Consider the following 17393-nt stretch of genomic DNA (forward strand, 5'->3'; position numbering starts at 1 on the left):
ATTCGCGGGGCAAGGCCTGTTTTTTGTTGAAGTCGGTTCAAGAACTCTCCTTCTTCCAAGTGACAAGGCTCCATGTCTTGCACCATTCCAAGAAGATCGAGAGGTTTTTTTATGTTTGCAAACGAAAAAGCAGTCGTCGTATTCAGCGGCGGCCAAGACAGCACAACCTGTTTATTTTGGGCAAAAAAACATTTTGCTGAAGTAGAAACCGTGACGTTCGATTACGGTCAACGCCACAAGCAGGAAATCGAAGTAGCCGCTGGAATTGCCCGCGAGCTGGGTGTTCCGCAAACGGTACTGGATATGAGCCTGCTTAATCAACTAGCCCCTAATGCCCTCACACGCACCGACATTGACATTACTCAACAGGAAGGCGAACTGCCTAGCACCTTTGTAGACGGTCGTAACCTACTGTTCCTGAGCTTCGCGGGAGTTCTCGCCAAGCAAAAAGGAGCGCGCCACTTGATTACAGGCGTTTGTGAGACGGATTTCAGCGGCTATCCCGATTGCCGGGATTCCTTTATCAAATCGCTGAACGTCACACTGAACCTTTCGATGGACTATCCCTTTGTGATTCATACCCCGCTCATGTGGTTGAACAAGGCCGAAACCTGGCACATGGCCGATGAGCTGAAAGCTTTTGAATTTGTAAGAACACGTACACTAACGTGCTATAACGGCGTCATTGGCGACGGCTGTGGCGAATGCCCTGCTTGCAAACTTCGCCGTGCTGGACTCGAGCAGTATCTCGCGGTGCGCGGTGCTTCATCCCAAGGAGTTGAAGGTCATGCGTGAGCCAGGTACCTTTCGCATTGTCGATAAGCTCCAGCAGTTCGGGACAGACATTGAGCACTCTCAGCTGCGTTATCACCGCAAACGTGTACTAGTCAGCAAACAATTTACATTCGATGCAGCACATCATTTGCACTGCTACGAAGGCAAATGCAAAAATCTGCACGGACATACCTATATCGTCGTGTTTGGCATAAGCGGTATACCGGGCGAAACGGGTCTAACGCTGGATTTTGGTGACATCAAAACGATCTGGAAAGAGCGGCTTGAGCCTTTTCTGGACCATCGTTACTTGAATGAGACGCTTCCTCCAATGAATACAACGGCGGAAAATATGGTCGTCTGGATCTTTGAACAAATGGAGTCAGCCTTGACCTCGGATGCATACTGCAACCGTGTCGCAGGTGGACGTACCGAGTTTGTACGGTTGTTCGAGACACCTACCAGCTACGCCGAGTTCCGACGGGAGTGGATGCTCGATGAGTAATACCGTGACGACTCACCAACCCATGACAGCCTCCCACGGCACCAAACTAGCCCCTATTCCCGTACTAGAGGTGTTTGGTCCTACCGTTCAGGGCGAAGGTATGGTCATTGGTCGTAAAACGATGTTTGTTCGCACCGCAGGCTGCGATTACCATTGCTCGTGGTGCGACTCCGCCTTTACCTGGGACGGCAGCGCCAAGGACCAGATCCGTCGTCTGAGTGCCACTGACATTTGGCAGGAGCTGAAGGCCATCGGTGGCGAACGGTTTTCGCATGTGACCCTTTCTGGAGGCAATCCTGCTCTGCTACCGCAGATTGGGGAGCTAATCACCCTGCTGCGCAGCCAAGGCATTGCCACCGCTGTCGAAACACAAGGCTCCCGTTGGCAGGAATGGCTATACGATATCGATGAGGTAACCCTATCCCCGAAGCCGCCCAGCTCTGGTATGACGACCAACTGGGACGTGCTGGATGATATCGTCGCCCGTCTATCGAACCGGAAGATGGCTAGTGAGTCCCGAGCTACGTCCAACGTCCCAACCGCACCAGGCTTGAAGGAACCCGCTAATGAATCTGCGCGGCTCTATACCGGAGCTTGCAGCTTGAAGGTCGTCATCTTCGATGACACCGATCTTGCCTATGCCCGCATCGTTCACGAGCGCTATCCACACGTACCGCTGTTCCTCCAGACGGGTAATCCAGATGTGAACACGGAGAACACCGGACAGATTGCGGAGTCCCTACTCCATCGTTATGAATGGCTTATCGACCGTGTCATGGACGATTCCCGACTAAACGACGTAAGAGTACTCCCGCAGCTCCACACCCTCGTATGGGGCAATAAACGCGGCGTATAACACTTATATGTAATATATTCCGTATGGGCTGTATGTGATACACAAGATACACCAAATTAGTCGAAGTACACCCTCGACACCCAAGTTACAAAACAAGAGAAACCCTCGTCCGTAAGGACGGGGTTCTCAACAAGCTCGCTCCTTTTATAAAGGAGCGAGCACTATTCACTTCTGCCCCAACCAATATGTAAACGGGTAGGGACTTTATGGTGTTGACGGCGGTCGGCAGCGAAGCGGAGGATTTGAAGCTGTAGAAGCGTTAGCGTTCGCCTTTGAAATGGGATTCTAACCTATATCTTTCACCTTATCAGAAAGAATCCCATTTCGACAGCGATCGGAAGCTCAAATCCTTCGCGGAGCATCCCCTATCCTCCTCACCACCATAACTCCCTATCTCTTTTACCAAACCAAACTTAAGGAGCCCCATCCAATGACCGGAAGAACACCCGAAGAAATGACCGACGTTACCCTGCTTGGCAATCAAGGCACACAATACACGTTTGCCTATGATCCCGCCATTCTCGAAAGCTTTGATAATAAACATCCGTATCGGGATTATTTTGTAAAGTTCAATTGCCCGGAGTTCACCAGCCTGTGCCCGATTACAGGACAGCCTGATTTTGCAACCATCTATATCAGCTACATTCCCGATATTAAAATGGTAGAAAGCAAGTCCCTTAAGCTGTACCTGTTCAGCTTCCGTAACCACGGCGATTTCCATGAAGACTGCGTCAATATCATCATGAATGACTTAATTAAGCTGATGGACCCTCGCTACATTGAAGTATGGGGCAAATTCACGCCACGCGGCGGCATCTCTATCGACCCGTACACCAACTACGGCAAGCCAGGAACGAAGTACGAACAGATAGCGGAGCACCGCATGATGAACCATGATATGTACCCGGAAAAGATCGATAACCGTTAAGCTAATAACTCTTCTGACATAGCGTAAATATCAAGGGGTTGTCCTAAAGTCATCAAATGACAAGGGACAGCCCCTTGGTTGTACTGAAAGGATGCTGTGCATGCTCGTGGCGTTACACATCCAGATCAAATCTTGATTTTTTATATTCATACGGTGTTTTACCCATAACTTCTCTAAAAGCCTTTCTGAAAGATTTCTCGTTTGGAAACCCAACCTCGTAAGAAATTTCTGTAAGTGACTTATTAGTTGAATCCAGTAAATCGATCGCCTTCTCCAAACAAAGAATTTGCTTGTATTCGGTAAACGTCTGGCCTGTATATTCATGAAACATTCGCGACAAATAAGCCTCCGAATAACCGCAGATACGGGCCGTTTTGGCCAGGCTAATATTTTCAGTATAATGCTCTTTAATAAAGTCCATGATTGTCTTTATCTTTCGTTGCTTTTCACTAAATACTTCCGGTGGAATGTCTGTTGCTTGACTAAAATGATTGACAAGCAAATATTTCAGTTCAATAATTCGGCTTTGCTCTAAAATGTAGTCGTATTTGCTTTTGGAAATATGTAGATCATATATATCCATAAACAATCCTCTTAATTTAGAGATTATAGTATCTTCAACTTGTTTCTCTTGCGTGTTTAATTGGATGATTACTTGTTCATTGGCAAAGAAAGTGTCTGGAAATTGCAGCACAATGACTTGGTTCTCCGTAATGCTCTGCGTGGAATGCGGGACATTGCTGTTAATGAATAGCGCATCCTTTTCCATCAAAATAGTTATTTTTCCTTCATGCCACACCTTTAGACTTCCACTTGTACAGTAGATCAACTCCATATTGCTGTGAAAATGCATAGGAATGACTCTTTCTGTATCTCTGGATTGGAACATAAAAAGGTTAATCATTTTTTTTCTGTCTATTTCGATATGTTCATATATTTTTTTCATCACTACACCTCATCAGCCAGCCATGAGTGATCCATCTGTATTCTATATTAAGCAATAAACTCTTATACTAATACTCATACTATACCGATAGTAAAATGCCCGGACAAGCAGAATCTATTCAACGGACCAAAATAAAAAAGAAGGCAGTTCTTCCCGTAAACGGGATAATGAACAGCCTTCCTTAGCCTACTTGCAACTCGGCAAGCAAAAAAATGTTAACCTACACATTCCTGCAACTGATACATTCTAACTTCACCTACATTGTCTCCTGCCTCAAGCAATACATTGCGTTGGTCTGCATCTTCTATGAAATAACGCAGGGAAAACACTTCTTCACCCTCGTTAACAAATATTTCCAAGCTTGAGCTTTCAATAAATATTTGCATTTCTGCAAGCTTATTATTTAATGTTGCTTTTCTGTACTCCCTCTCGCCAGTCAACCAGTTTGTTCTCCAAACTGTCAGACTATTTTGTTCCCAATCATAGTCAAATTGCACAGCATCCCTAATGATCATTTTAAAGTTTTCTGTGAGTAAGGAAAAATGAACAATGAGCTCCGTTTGTGTAGAAGGCAGTAACCACTCACTGTTATTTTGAATTTCCCCTTTGTAATGCATGTCATCCAGTCTTAACAATTGTAATTCCGGCAATGGTTTCTGGTACAACACACCGTTCATCAATACCACTTCTCTAGGAAGTGTCAATGCATGAATCCAGCCCTCCTGAATGGTCGGAACAGCTCTCTCCGCTTCCTCATTCATGGCGCTCATCCATCCGAACATAATGGTTCTGTCATTAACCTTAAATGATTGTGGCGCGTAAAAATCAAATCCTCGATCAAGCTCTTTAAAATCGGAAAGGTTGCCGTTAAATTTGCCTGTATCCGATAATTTGCCAACAATATAACCCGATTGATTAGGATTTTTATAATATTCGCCTTTCTCCAGTAAACCCTGAGGAGAGAAAATAAAAACATCATTTTCGGCAAAATGAAGTACATCCGGACATTCCCACATATATCCAAATTGATGATCGTGATCAACAAATGATCCTTGGCATTCCCATTCGGACAAATTTTTAGATTTGTAGATAAGCGTATCTCCAGTCAAATCTTCTCTCTGAGCACCAACAATCAACCACCAGTTCCCGTGTTGGTCTCTCCATACTTTCGGATCTCGAACATGCCGGGTATAACCTTTGGGGTGCTCAAACAAGGGACCTATTTTTTGGAAATACTCGCCATCCTCCGAAATCGCGGCGCATTGATAGCTTTCTTTTACTCCATCATCTCGGATTACATTTCCTGTATAAAACAGATACAGCTTTTCATTATGAACAATGCCTCCGCCCGAATAAATGCCATCCTTGTCATACCATTCTGAAGGCTCCAGCGCGACACTTTTCCTTTGCCAGTGCACCAGATCGCTGGAAACAACATGGCCCCAGCATTTATTTTTATGCTCCGTTCCTTTTGGATTCCACTGATAGAACACATGATATTGATGATTGAAATAGGCAAGTCCATTAGGGTCATTGAGCAAACCGTAAGGAGGAGTAATATGATATTTCAGGTTATACGCGTCGCTTTTATTCATGCTCATCCTCCGGTAAAAAAACAAAACTAAAACTCAGCAAAATTTCCTGCGAGCTTGACCCGATATAAATATCAAATTCGCCGGGTTCACTTTTGTATTGCATTTCACGATCATAAAATTTAAGCATCTCTTCATGAATTGAAAATTCGACATTTTGGGTCTCGCCACTTTGCAAAAAAACTTTTTTAAAGTCTTTTAATTCTTTCACTGGTCTTGCAACACTTGCAAATTTATCGCGAATATATAATTGGATCGTTTCCTTTCCATCATAAATTCCAGTGTTGGTGACAGAAATACAGATATCAACTGACTCATTTTTTTTCATTTCTTTTTGGCTAACTGTTAATAGGCTGTATTCAAATGAGGTATAGGATTTACCATAGCCAAACGGATACAAGGGTTCATTCACTTCATCAATATATCGGGATGCAAACCGATAAGAACCATTTTCCTTTAAATTTGGTCTTCCTGTATTCAACTCATTGTAGGATATCGGAATTTGTCCAACGCTTCGTGGAAAGGTCATGGCTAATTTCCCCGATGGATTGACTTCCCCATACAGTATATTGGCCAGTGCTTCTCCGCCCATCGTTCCTGGATACCAGGCTTGGACAATAGCGTCAACTTTTCCGGCTACTTCGGTAAGAATCAAAGGTCTTCCGCTATAAACGATCAGAACCATCTTTTTGCCCAGTAAACTTAATTCATGGAGCAGTTTCATTTGCGGCTTAGGAAGCGTCGGGTTCGTTCGCGATCCCCCTTCTCCGCTCTGATAAATACTTTCTCCCAAGGCGAGTACAATGACATCCGCTTCGTTAGCATTCCGGATCGCTTCGTGCAGTAGGGCCTCCTCATCCACTGTTTCAGCAGCCAGCTTGTCCGCATATTTTCCAAGGGCTTCTCTCGCATTAGTGGGGAGCATATGCGCCCCTTTGCAAACCGAGAGATTGTCGGGATCAACATGCTTTAATAATCCCATTTTCAAATTGACGGTATCCGCCTCATCCCCCTTAATGGCCCACATGCCCAGGGTAGAGTTTTCATCTGCGTAAGGGCCGATTAAAGCTACTTTGGTATGTTTAGACAATGGCAGTAGTTGATTTTCATTTTTCAGCAAGACTACGGATTCTTCAGCCAAGGACAGCGCGGCTTTTTTATGTTCATCTGACAGAATACTGTTTCTCGACCGCTGAACGGTTTCCTGTAATCCGCGGAACGGGTCCTCAAAAAGCCCCAAATCATTTTTTAGCTTTAAAACACGGTATACAGCCTCATTCAAAAGCTCCAGCATATGCTCGTTATCCGATACTACTTTCTCCAATTGATTGGCATATATCGCTGTCTTCATATCCACATCAACACCAGCCAATAACGCAATCCTTGCGGCTGAAGCCTCGTCTTCAGCATAACCGTGCATGATCAGTTCTTCTATAGCGGCGTAATCCGAGATCAACACACCATTAAAATTCATTTCTCGTCTTAGCACGTCGCGGTTAAGCCACTCGTTTCCTGTCGCAGGGACGCCGTTCAAGGTATTAAAGGCCGTCATAACAAGCTTTGCCCCCGCTTCGATTGCAGCTTGATACCCTGGCAAATAATATTCTCGCAGCGTATGCTCCGACATATCCACGGCGTTATACTCACGTCCAGCGACAGGTGCCCCATAAGCGGCAAAATGCTTGACGCAAGCGGCAATTTTATTGGCTGGTATGATCCCTTCCAAGCTTCTTCCCTGTATCCCCTGAACCATGCTTTCAGCGTATTTCTTCGCTAGCAAAGTATCCTCTCCAGGCGATTCCATCACCCGCCCCCAACGGGGATCTCTAACGATATCTACCATGGGGGAAAAGGTCACGTGAACACCTTCGTCGTAACATTCCTGGGCAGCAATCGAACCCGCATGTTCTATTCCCTCATAATTCCAACTACATGCTTGTGCAATCGGAATCGGGAAGATAGTTCGATACCCATAGATAATATCTGCCATGAACAGCAGCGGAATTTTATGAATCGATTTTTCTAAATAATCCGTTTGCAACTGGATAATTTTTTCTGGGTTAGTGATGTTCAATATCGATCCTGTGTTATATATATTGTAGCCGGCGTTTAACCCTAATTTTTTTAAAGGCCCCGTCACAACAGTGTCTATATCCCCTTCAAAAAAATCACCGGTCAGTTGGATGAGCTGGCCTATTTTCTCTTCTATTGAAAGGCTGTCCAATTTCTTAAGTAGTGTGTTGTTGTCCATGATTCTCCCCACATCATTTTATTTGTTATCTGTTTTTTCTTTAAACCCAAAGATCCACGTTAGCGAAAATGCTACAGCAAAGCCGATTACACAAACTAAAATGTAAAGAAATATCTGATTGTTCAGGTACAATAACATTCCAGGTAGGGCTGTAATCGACATCCCCGTTGCTTGAATATTAAATATACGTGCGAAGAAACCACCAACCGCTCCTCCAATCAAGCCCATCATGAACGGTTTGCCATATCGAATGTTCACCCCAAAGATAGCGGGTTCTGTAATGCCCAACAACGCTGACAAGGTAGAAGGATAAGCAATGGATTTGGTTTTTACATTTTTGGATTTTAGACCAACAGCTAGCGCAGCACCCGCTTGTGCGCAAATCGACGCCGAACTGATCGGGTTCACCATATTCCAACCATTGCCCACTAACATCTGTATTTCAATCAGGTTTAAGGCATGGTGTAGTCCGGTAACTACAATAATCTGATTGATGCCACCGTAAATAAATCCGCCGATGCCGTATGGTAATTTCAAAATGGCGGTAACAGCCATTAATATTAAAGCTTCCACCTCGTGAAAAATGGGACCAATTACGAACAATCCCAGTACCAGTGTTATTAATAATGTTAGAAACGGTGTTAGAATTAAGTCCAATGCATCGGGGACTGACTTCCTGATCTTCTTCTCCAGCATCGCCCCCACGACACCTATTATGAAAGCAGGCAGAACCGAGCCCTGATAGCCTGCAATTTTAATGAATCCGAAAAACACTAGTGGTTCCTGAACTTTTTGGGCGACATCCCAGGATGTAGGCAACGAAGGACTCACTAACATTAATCCAATCAAAATCCCCAATAGCGGCGATCCACCAAACACCCGGAAGGCCGACCAACATACCAACACGGGTAAAAATGCAAAAGCCGTATCGGTCAATATTTGTGTAAACAATATGAAATTCGCAGAAATATGATCAGGCGTAAGTCCAAATAACTGGAGCAGTGCAGGCTGAGTTACTAAGCCTCTAACTCCCATGAATAATCCTGTAGCTACCAATGCGGGCATAATCGGAACAAATACATCCCCGAAAACTCGGATCATTCTTTTGAACCGATTATCATCTTGGGTGGAGGCCATTTCTTTCAAATCAGCCTTTGATGTAGCAGATATGCTTTGACCAACCATGGCATCGTATACTTTATTTACAGTACCGGTTCCAAAAATAATTTGATATTGCCCAGAGGTAAAGAAAACGCCTTTGGCCTTATCAATATTCTCAATAAATTCATCATCAATAATTTCTCTATCTTTTACAATCAGCCTCAGCCGTGTGGCACAATGTGCCATGGAAATAATATTGTCTTCTCCGCCAAGCCCTTTAATGACATCTTGGGCTATTTTAACGTATTCCTTTTCAAGACTCATCAGTCTCTTCCTTTCCTCTGTTCCTCTTAGTTAGTCTGAATCATTTGAAAATTTGATCAAATATGCTTCTTAAGAATATCATGACTGCGCTTTCAAACAGCGGGATTATTTTACTACATTAAGGTCAAATTTTGACCTTTTTATACTTTTGATTAATTATGATGAAACAATAAAGTGCACCCTAGAATACATACTGGAATAACCTTCTGGTTTATCCCCATGTATTTTAAAGGTGCACTTCAATTGTTGTATAGAGAGTTAATTACGTTTTACTTAGTGACTTTCAACTGAGCACTGTCAGCTGTATAGATAACCTTCACTTTATAATTGCTTGGTAAACCTACTGTTTCAATCGAAGAAAATGCTCCATTCCGTTTACCATAAGTTAAGATCGTAGCACCATTAGCCGGTACATATTTGTTAGAAAAATTCAGACGTAATTTTCCGTTGAGTATGGCTGTTCCCTTCATTTTGAGCACATCATTTTTACTGCGCAGGTTAAGCTCAAGTGTTCCCTTGGCAGATTGTCTGTAATTTCCGCCAATAATCAGCTTTCCAGAAGCATTTTTAAGCAGAGTTCCCCCGTTATTCGTAATTCCACCACTTCCGAAAGCCGTTTCCGAAGTTCCCTCCAGAGTACCTTGTTCGATCTGTGTACCGCCGGAATACGTATTGTTGCCCATTAGCTTCAACGTACCTGTTCCCTTTTTAGTCAGCTTTCCAACGCCGGAGATATTGTTGCGCCAGCGATCCAGTGCATTGAAACCGCCTTTGGAAGCGTCCATATTTACCGCAACATTATTGGTGAAAGCACCGTAGCCATCCGCGGCGGAAAACAGGTTCAATCGTCCCCATCCCTCAGCATCATCAAGTACAGGATAGCCGGAAGGAATCCCTGTAGTAGCCAAAACCCAACGACGTTGTGTGCTATCCAGGTAAGGCAAGCGTGTCTCCAACAGTACCTCAGCTCCCTTAGGCACTGTCATTGGCGTCGTAGTTGGATTAACCTGACTGAATCCGTATGTTAATCGTTGATTATAATTTTTTTTGTTTGTGGCATAATTGCTGAATCGATCTGGAGCTGTGCCTTTCTGAGACAGCAGTTGTTTACGAGCATCCTGATAAGCCGCTTTCTTCAAACTGCTATTGGCCGGATCAGACAGGATAGCAGCAGCCATCGCCGTTGCCATGACACGTCCTCCCATAACATCAAGCGGGGAGTGCATACCGGCAACAACACGGTTATTGCCCAGCTCCGAAGCTCGTGTCAGCAGTTCCTGATAACGCTCCGGCACGGCATAGGCCATAGCAATAGAACTGAGATACGCAGCATTGGTATGACCGCTAGGAAAGCCGCCATCGCTAGTAGCATCAGCTTTGAGAGCAGGAATAAGGCTCGGAACAACCACTGAGTTATCGCTCCAGCGAAACGGACGAGGATAGCTAAAGTAAGACTTAACCGGGTTCGTCGTAGAGTATTCCCCGCGCAAGGTATTTACCAGATTTACGATGTTACCGAGATTGGAGCTTGTACTCCCTGCATTCGTTCCCTCATCTTCGTATTTCTTAGTCAGGGCATCTGCCGGAATGTCGTTGATCGTTGTCGTGGCACCTGCATTCTTTCGATATACATCAGTGAGCGAACCCAGACCGTCGATCACACTGTAGCTCTGGTTTCTGCGATCATCCAAATAAGCCGCATCGGCCTCACTGGAAGTGCGCCGGGCAGCTATATCAATCACTTTTTGAATATTAGCGTCCAGCACGCTGCTGTTTAGCTTGGTACCTGTATCCCAGGTAGCGCCGGGAGTCCAAAGCTTATTAAATTCGGAGAGCAACCCGAGGGTTGGATTAGAGCTTTCCGTCTTATTTACAGAACTATTATTTTTATAATGATCTACGAAATATCCCCACGACGGTTCTGTTGGAGTTACCGTTGTTGGTAGGGTTGCCGCACTCGCATAACTTCCACCCAGGGAACCTAGAAGTAATGGTAAAGATAGTAATGCAACTGATAGTGGTTTCCTTAGCGATTTCATTCTCAAATCAGATCCTCTCTTCTCTTGTGCTCTTCATACTTTCTCTACGAAGCTATTATCTATATAAAAAGATGTATGACATAAAGAATCATATCTTAAGTTTGTTAAATAAAGAGCTTAGTTTTGTTAAATGAAAAAAAGGCATCCCAAGAGCCGTATATACGACTCTGGAGATACCTTGTTCAAACCGTTATAGAAAACCAGCTACCCTACAGCCATACTTCTATGACTTTGCCATTCACGAAAGCTACCGCCTTGAAATAAAGACTACGGTTGCCGTATACCCAGGCTTCGACTTGAGTTCCGTTTGAAGCAGCCCCCTTTTCTCTGACTGTTGGGTTTCCCCATGCGAACTGCACCTGCGTCGTATTCATGCCCAAGCTTACCTCATTATTTTTAATCTTGTTCCAGATGGCTTGCGACCATTGGTATTTCTTGTACGGATCGTAAGTCAGAAATTGATCGGAATCAGACAGCATTTGTGGAATGCGTGAAGCTCCGATGATGGAATACGTGTCATAAGTTTCGCCATTGGCCCCCTGGAAAATAACTTCGTAAGATTTAACACCGTTCGGATCCGTGCTGACTTCGATATCTTTAACTGTTACCTTGCCAAATCGCTCTCCAGCGCTATAGAAGTTATTGACCCAATAGGTTTTGCCAATTAATTTGGACAGACTACCCAGATCAATGGCTCTGATAATTTTTGCCGTTTCTGGCGTCTCAATGACCAGCTTGGTAGCGCCCACAGATAATTCTCCTTGCTGGCGGTCACGATTCCATTTGAATCCGCCCAACTTCAGATCGGTCAGTAATGTTCCCGGGAATACAACCTGTCCGTTAACCGTTTGAACCTTGCCCTTCAGTGCAACAGGTTTACCATTCACCATCGCGGTGGAGCTCCCTTTTTGGAGTACGATATTGTTTTTACCCAGCTTGATCGTAAAGGTCTGGTTCGCCACGGTAACAGATCCACCCAGCGTCTTGAACACAGACTGCACAGGTAAATACACATTGCCGTTCAGTATAGCCGCCCCGGTCAAGGTTTGATCGGACGATACCTTTAGTGTAAAAGAAGATGGTATTCCTTCGGTCCGCAGAGCTACGGATGTGCTTCCAATGCCCCTTACTTTGAGTGTACCGGAACCATTCTGCTGTAGCTCGGCAACCTGCGGTTTCTCCACTTCAATCTCACTAGCTTCGGGATGACGTGTTAGTCGATAACCGTTCGAATACGTCTCTTGTACATTTAATTGAATCGTATCGCCGATGGCAGCCTCTTTGGAGGTCGTCAACAAGGACATACCCGTTAATGTAGGCAAGCTCAGCGCAGTCGTGATTCCGTCCTTATAGCCGACCCAAGAGCCATCCTTTAATTGTGCAAAAAGCTCGTCAGGCGAATCAACCAACCGTGCAACATTAGATAACCCGCTAAGCTGCACAGCTGGATATTTCTTCATTCGGTCATAGCTCCATACAGTCCCGTCATGATGTACAGTAATCAAGACATGTGTACCTTTTTTCCATAAAATTGAAGCAATATCACTTCCCACTTCGCGCGGTGGTTCATTGGTCAGCATATCCAGCATCGTGACATGGCCATCTTCCTTAAGTACTGCAGCATACGCCGTACTCATTTTGATATCAAGCGCACCATCTACATGACCTATCTTGCGGGGCTTAGATTCTGCGTACCCTGTGGAATACCATACATCACCGGATCGAGTAAGAACCGTAAAATAGGTACTTACCTTATCACCATCTATAGCATCCGATATTCCCTCAACCTGTTCTCTTCCCCAGGAGATCGTCCCATCGGTTTTAATAGCCAAACCCTCACCTGTAATTTCTTTAACTCCTGAGGATTGAGCCGTCACTTTTGGGTCGGAGTTATCATCCCAGATGGCTACCTTCCCGTCCTCAGTCCAGCCATAATAACCTTGGCTCTCGTTTTTGCTGCCTGTAATGCCTTTCAAATTCAATTTCTCAATAACCGGGCCATCTATACTCTTTCTCCATAAAGAACCGTCATCCAGTATGTAGTTATTCCGGTCGATCACGTCTATAATTTTAGCATTTTTCCAAGTGTTGTTCGTCGTTACATTTGCCGCTACTGCTGTTTCTCCAGTGTTTAACGTAGTTCCCACCACCGCTCCACATACCATGGATACTGCCAGCAAAATCTTCGCTGCTTTTCTCATCGTGGTTCCCCTTTTCTATCTATATTTCCATATCAGTATTTTGCATAATTCCATTCCCAACGCTCAAAAATATAATATATAGACGAACTGGATCACTTCGATCTCTATTTTGCTGATTTGAAAAGCGCTCTTGGGACTTATGCAAAATACTCACATATATATCGGTTTTGAGGATGATAAACGTTTGAATTTCGATGTACCATTTTAGAAACCAACTAAATCGAGTAATAAAGAGTATCCAGCAGAATGGGCAAGCAGCGATGAGTAAAGGGGGACTTTACCCCACTTTCAGCCATTTGCTGCAAACGGATCGCTTCCTATATCTTAAAATATACATACATATTCGGAGGTTGCCATGACTAGTAAATCTGCTACAAAAAATGAAACGGGCCAATCGCTTCCCCTCCCGGGGCCGCAAGCGAAAAGCACCGTTTTTGCGATTCTGATTGCGATCAGTTTCGTCCATCTGTTCAATGACTCGATTCAATCGGTCATTCCAGCGATCTTTCCGATCTTAAAGGAATCTATGAGCCTGAGCTACACGCAGATCGGCTGGATTTCATTCGCGATCAATTTTACAGCTTCAATCATGCAGCCCGTGATTGGCTTGTTTTCGGACAAACGACCTACGCCAGCTATTCTTCCCATCGGTATGGGCTTTACGCTGACTGGCATGCTGCTGCTCGCCTATGCTGCCGATTATAAAGCGGTGCTGATCGCAGTCATCTTTGTGGGTCTGGGCTCGGCTGCCTTTCACCCTGAAGGCTCGCGCGTATCCCATATGGCGGCCGGGCCGCGTCGGGGATTGGCACAATCCATTTTTCAAGTTGGCGGCAATGCGGGCCAATCGCTGGCGCCGATGCTCACGAGCTGGATTTTTATCCCGTTAGGACAATTCGGTGCGATCTGGTTCACAGGTATTGCGGCAGCAGGAATTGTTGTGCAATCGTTCATCGCCCGCTGGTACGGTAACGTCCTACGTACAGAAGGCGTTGCACGCAAAAAAGCGGTGGCACGCCGCATGAAGCCCGAAGTGCGTAACCGCGTTATGTTTGCCATGATTGTCCTCATTCTACTGGTATTCGTCCGTTCGTGGTACTCGACCTCGGTCGGAAGCTACTATTCGTTTTACCTGATGGAAGTATTTAAAATGCCATTGGCTGATGCACAGCTTTACATTTTCCTGTTCCTCGGGGCTGGAGCGCTGGGCACCTTCTTTGGCGGTCCGCTCGCGGACCGTTTTGGTAAACGCAATATGATTTTTCTGTCCATGGTATTAGCTGCACCACTCGCGCTGGCACTACCTTATGCCAACCAATTCTGGACGGCGATCCTGCTAGCAATTATCGGGTTTATTATGCTGTCTAGCTTTTCGGTCACAGTTGTATATGCACAGATGCTTGTGCCCGGCAAAATCGGGACCGTGTCCGGTCTCATTACGGGCCTGGCTTTTGGCCTTGGCGGTGTAGGCGCACTCGTACTCGGCAACTGGATCGACAAAGTAGGCATCACCCACATCATGTTCTTGTGTGGCTTTTTGCCACTGCTCGGCATCTTAACCTTCCTGCTTCCTACAGATAAAACCCTGAACCGCTGGGCGGAAGAAAATGGAGCCGAAGTGTAACAGGCAAACGTGTGGCGGCCATCTTGGCCGCTGCACAACTTTATAGCCAACTCACGTGTTTCCTCACGAAAAAAATATCCCCTTTTACGCCTAAGTGTTGCAATCAGTTCTCTACTTCTGCCAAACGCATCAAAATACGACGCTTCCGATACAACATTTTCCCTGCTTCTGCTACGTCACTAATAGCGCTTCGATTCGCGATGGAGCCGAACAAAATGCCCGCAATCGGGACCATTTGAAGCAGCTTTTTCCATCCAAACTGATCACGATAGGTGTTAATGACCTCTCTCCATCCCTGCATCTGGGAAAAAACCTGTGCCTGACGTGAAGGATCATCGAACAAAGCCAACTCCTCTAATACAGCCTTTTTACCCACAATATCAGATGAAGCAAATTGCATACATTTAATAATAAAAATGCGTTCCTGCTTATCATGGGGATTAAAGCCATAACACAAGGCTATTTCCTGAAGCACTTTGAGTGACAAGCCGAGCAAAAGAGGAATATCCGCCGCAATCGTAAACACACCCCCAATCCCCGTTGTTGCTCCCTGAGCGGTGGCAAAGGTAATGCGACCCGCCGTCATCTCGTCAGCAGTCCGATCCATGATTGTTAGCGGGAGCTCAGCCGCCTGCTTCAACTCCCACATAGGTTCGGCACTATGTTCCGAATCAGCGTTTTCCCCGGCACGAGGCAGGTCCTGCGTATCCGACACGGAATCTGTGCCATTTTGCTGAATTACATGTTCATGGGCCGTCTTTTTCAGCCTGTTCAGAACCGTTTCTTCCTTCACCAAATATTTGCCGCCGTTCTGAATGAAACTGCCCATCTCATTAAGCAGTTGCTCTAGCTTGTCTTTAATGATTTTGGGCGTCAGCCGATCCAGCAGCATAAAAGGCCATCTGCCGATTTTTTCCCAGAAAAAAATGTCCTTCTGTTCCTTTTCCCATTTTTCAATATTCTTCAGCTCATGACGCAATACGTCCTGGCTTTCCCGATATTCTGCAAGCTGCTTCATAACCGTAGACGTCTCCTTTTGACTATGCTAGTTTATGTATGGGTAATACGTAAGCAAGGCGAGTTCAGGTTTCTTTTTTTAGCAAACTAGATGATATAGTAAGTTAAAAATCCGTACAGATCGGAGTGTAATGATGAATAATGTAGAGCTTGTCCCTTACCATTGTGGGCATGATGCCATTTTACATACCTTCTACTTACCTGAGGAGCAGAAGCAGTTTACTGGAATGCCGGATGAAATGTTGACACTGGCCAAGGAAGATCCGCACCGCCATCCTGTCGTGATTACGGCTACTAGAACACCCGTTGGATTTTTCATTTTATACGATGGGGATGAATTAGCGGACTATACGAATATTTCTGAGGCACTGCTGCTGCGCGCGTTCTCTATTCATTACGCAGATCAGGGACAAGGATTCGCTAAAAAAGGGCTGCTTCTACTACCACAGTTCATCGCCAGACACTTCCCACATATTCGCGAGATTGTACTGGGCGTCAATGCCCGTAATCTGCCTGCCCAAAATCTGTATCGCAAATGCGGCTTTATCGATGAAGGCAACACTAAAATGGGACAACACGGCTTGCAGCATATTTTTAAAATGAGCCTATAACGTTGACCTCGATAGCCCTCGCCCACATAAAAAAGCTTTCGGCACAAACGCCGAAAGCTTTTATCGTTAAATCTCACCAATGGAAAAACTCAATTTGTAATTACCAAACTTCGTAAGCTCATCCAGCATGGTATTTAACTCTGCCTGTGATGACATGCGCAAGCGCATCCAATAACAGCCTTCCCCACTCACCCGATGGATTTCGACAATATAGGGATGCTCCCGTGCAAAAGCCTGGAAAGCACTGTGAGTCGTTCCTGAATTCAAAAAAACCGTAATAAAGGCATGAATCGTCTGTCCAATTTTTTCAGGGTTCCAGCGCAGCGTATAACCCTCGATAATGCCCGCATCCTGCATTTTTCGAACACGTGCCCCTACGGCTTGGCCCGTCAAATGAACAAGCTGACCAATCTCCTTGTTCGATAAAGAGCTGTCTTCAATTAAATGATGAAGAATGCGCAGATCGGTGTCATCAGGTACGAATAGTTCCATAGTTATTTTTCCTTTCATGATGAAACGAGAATGCTGGTTTTCCTTTCAGCAAGCTGTAGCCTGTAGCTCATTGCGTCAGATATGATTGTAACAGAAACAAAGAACCACCGAAAATACACTTGGTCCAAAAAC

The 17393-nt window shown here is 45.1% G+C and carries 14 protein-coding genes; 6 read left to right on the forward strand and 8 right to left on the reverse strand.

What is annotated here, in order from left to right:
• The first annotated feature begins 111 nt into the window (after positions 1-111).
• From queC to queF, 4 genes are all read left to right on the forward strand, one after another.
• Entirely contained in the window at positions 112-795 is a 684-nt protein-coding gene (gene queC, locus BM358_RS05590) for a 7-cyano-7-deazaguanine synthase QueC (RefSeq protein WP_013309109.1), read from the forward strand.
• Complete coding sequence (queD, locus tag BM358_RS05595; protein ID WP_023987364.1) at positions 788-1279, forward strand: 6-carboxytetrahydropterin synthase QueD; 492 nt, start codon at positions 788-790, stop codon at positions 1277-1279. Before queC ends, queD begins: the two co-directional genes overlap by 8 nt.
• On the forward strand, positions 1272-2135 hold the full coding sequence (queE, locus tag BM358_RS05600) for a 7-carboxy-7-deazaguanine synthase QueE (protein ID WP_028543154.1): 864 nt from the start codon (positions 1272-1274) through the stop codon (positions 2133-2135). The genes queD and queE overlap by 8 nt, the downstream gene beginning before the upstream one ends.
• Positions 2136-2565: 430 nt before the next feature.
• A complete protein-coding gene (queF, locus tag BM358_RS05605) occupies positions 2566-3063 on the forward strand; it encodes a preQ(1) synthase (protein WP_013309106.1) in 498 nt (165 codons plus the stop codon).
• A gap of 112 nt (positions 3064-3175) precedes the next feature.
• Here the strand turns inward: queF and BM358_RS05610 are convergent, their stop codons facing one another.
• The 6 genes from BM358_RS05610 to BM358_RS05635 form a co-directional block, all read right to left on the reverse strand.
• Complete coding sequence (locus BM358_RS05610; protein WP_023987362.1) at positions 3176-4009, reverse strand: helix-turn-helix domain-containing protein; 834 nt, start codon at positions 4007-4009, stop codon at positions 3176-3178.
• A gap of 215 nt (positions 4010-4224) precedes the next feature.
• Entirely contained in the window at positions 4225-5604 is a 1380-nt protein-coding gene (locus tag BM358_RS05615) for a glycoside hydrolase family 32 protein (RefSeq protein ID WP_028543155.1), read from the reverse strand.
• Positions 5597-7852 carry a beta-glucosidase BglX gene (bglX, locus tag BM358_RS05620; protein WP_028543156.1) on the reverse strand — a complete coding sequence of 752 codons (2256 nt, stop codon included), beginning with the start codon at positions 7850-7852 and terminating at the stop codon, positions 5597-5599. The genes BM358_RS05615 and bglX overlap by 8 nt, the downstream gene beginning before the upstream one ends.
• A gap of 18 nt (positions 7853-7870) precedes the next feature.
• Complete coding sequence (locus tag BM358_RS05625) at positions 7871-9277, reverse strand: sucrose-specific PTS transporter subunit IIBC (protein ID WP_023987359.1); 1407 nt, start codon at positions 9275-9277, stop codon at positions 7871-7873.
• 269 nt (positions 9278-9546) lie between these two features.
• Entirely contained in the window at positions 9547-11316 is a 1770-nt protein-coding gene (locus BM358_RS05630) for an acid phosphatase (RefSeq protein ID WP_028543157.1), read from the reverse strand.
• Positions 11317-11525: 209 nt separating this feature from the next.
• Entirely contained in the window at positions 11526-13517 is a 1992-nt protein-coding gene (locus BM358_RS05635; RefSeq protein ID WP_028543158.1) for a copper amine oxidase N-terminal domain-containing protein, read from the reverse strand.
• A gap of 355 nt (positions 13518-13872) precedes the next feature.
• On the opposite strand from BM358_RS05635, the gene BM358_RS05640 reads away from it, so the two are divergent.
• Positions 13873-15141 carry an MFS transporter gene (locus BM358_RS05640; protein WP_028543159.1) on the forward strand — a complete coding sequence of 423 codons (1269 nt, stop codon included), beginning with the start codon at positions 13873-13875 and terminating at the stop codon, positions 15139-15141.
• Between the two features lie 103 nt (positions 15142-15244).
• Here BM358_RS05640 and BM358_RS05645 read toward each other — a convergent pair whose 3' ends face one another.
• The gene (locus BM358_RS05645) at positions 15245-16159 is read right to left on the reverse strand and encodes an EcsC family protein (protein WP_023987355.1); all 915 of its coding nucleotides are present in this window, start codon (positions 16157-16159) and stop codon (positions 15245-15247) included.
• 133 nt (positions 16160-16292) lie between these two features.
• On the opposite strand from BM358_RS05645, the gene BM358_RS05650 reads away from it, so the two are divergent.
• Complete coding sequence (locus BM358_RS05650; RefSeq protein WP_049828516.1) at positions 16293-16769, forward strand: GNAT family N-acetyltransferase; 477 nt, start codon at positions 16293-16295, stop codon at positions 16767-16769.
• A gap of 66 nt (positions 16770-16835) precedes the next feature.
• On the opposite strand, the gene BM358_RS05655 is transcribed toward BM358_RS05650, so the two are convergent.
• Entirely contained in the window at positions 16836-17261 is a 426-nt protein-coding gene (locus BM358_RS05655; RefSeq protein ID WP_023987353.1) for an Lrp/AsnC family transcriptional regulator, read from the reverse strand.
• Positions 17262-17393: the final 132 nt, after the last annotated feature.

Source organism: Paenibacillus sp. cl130 (genome assembly GCF_900116035.1).
Lineage (GTDB): Bacteria > Bacillota > Bacilli > Paenibacillales > Paenibacillaceae > Paenibacillus > Paenibacillus polymyxa_B.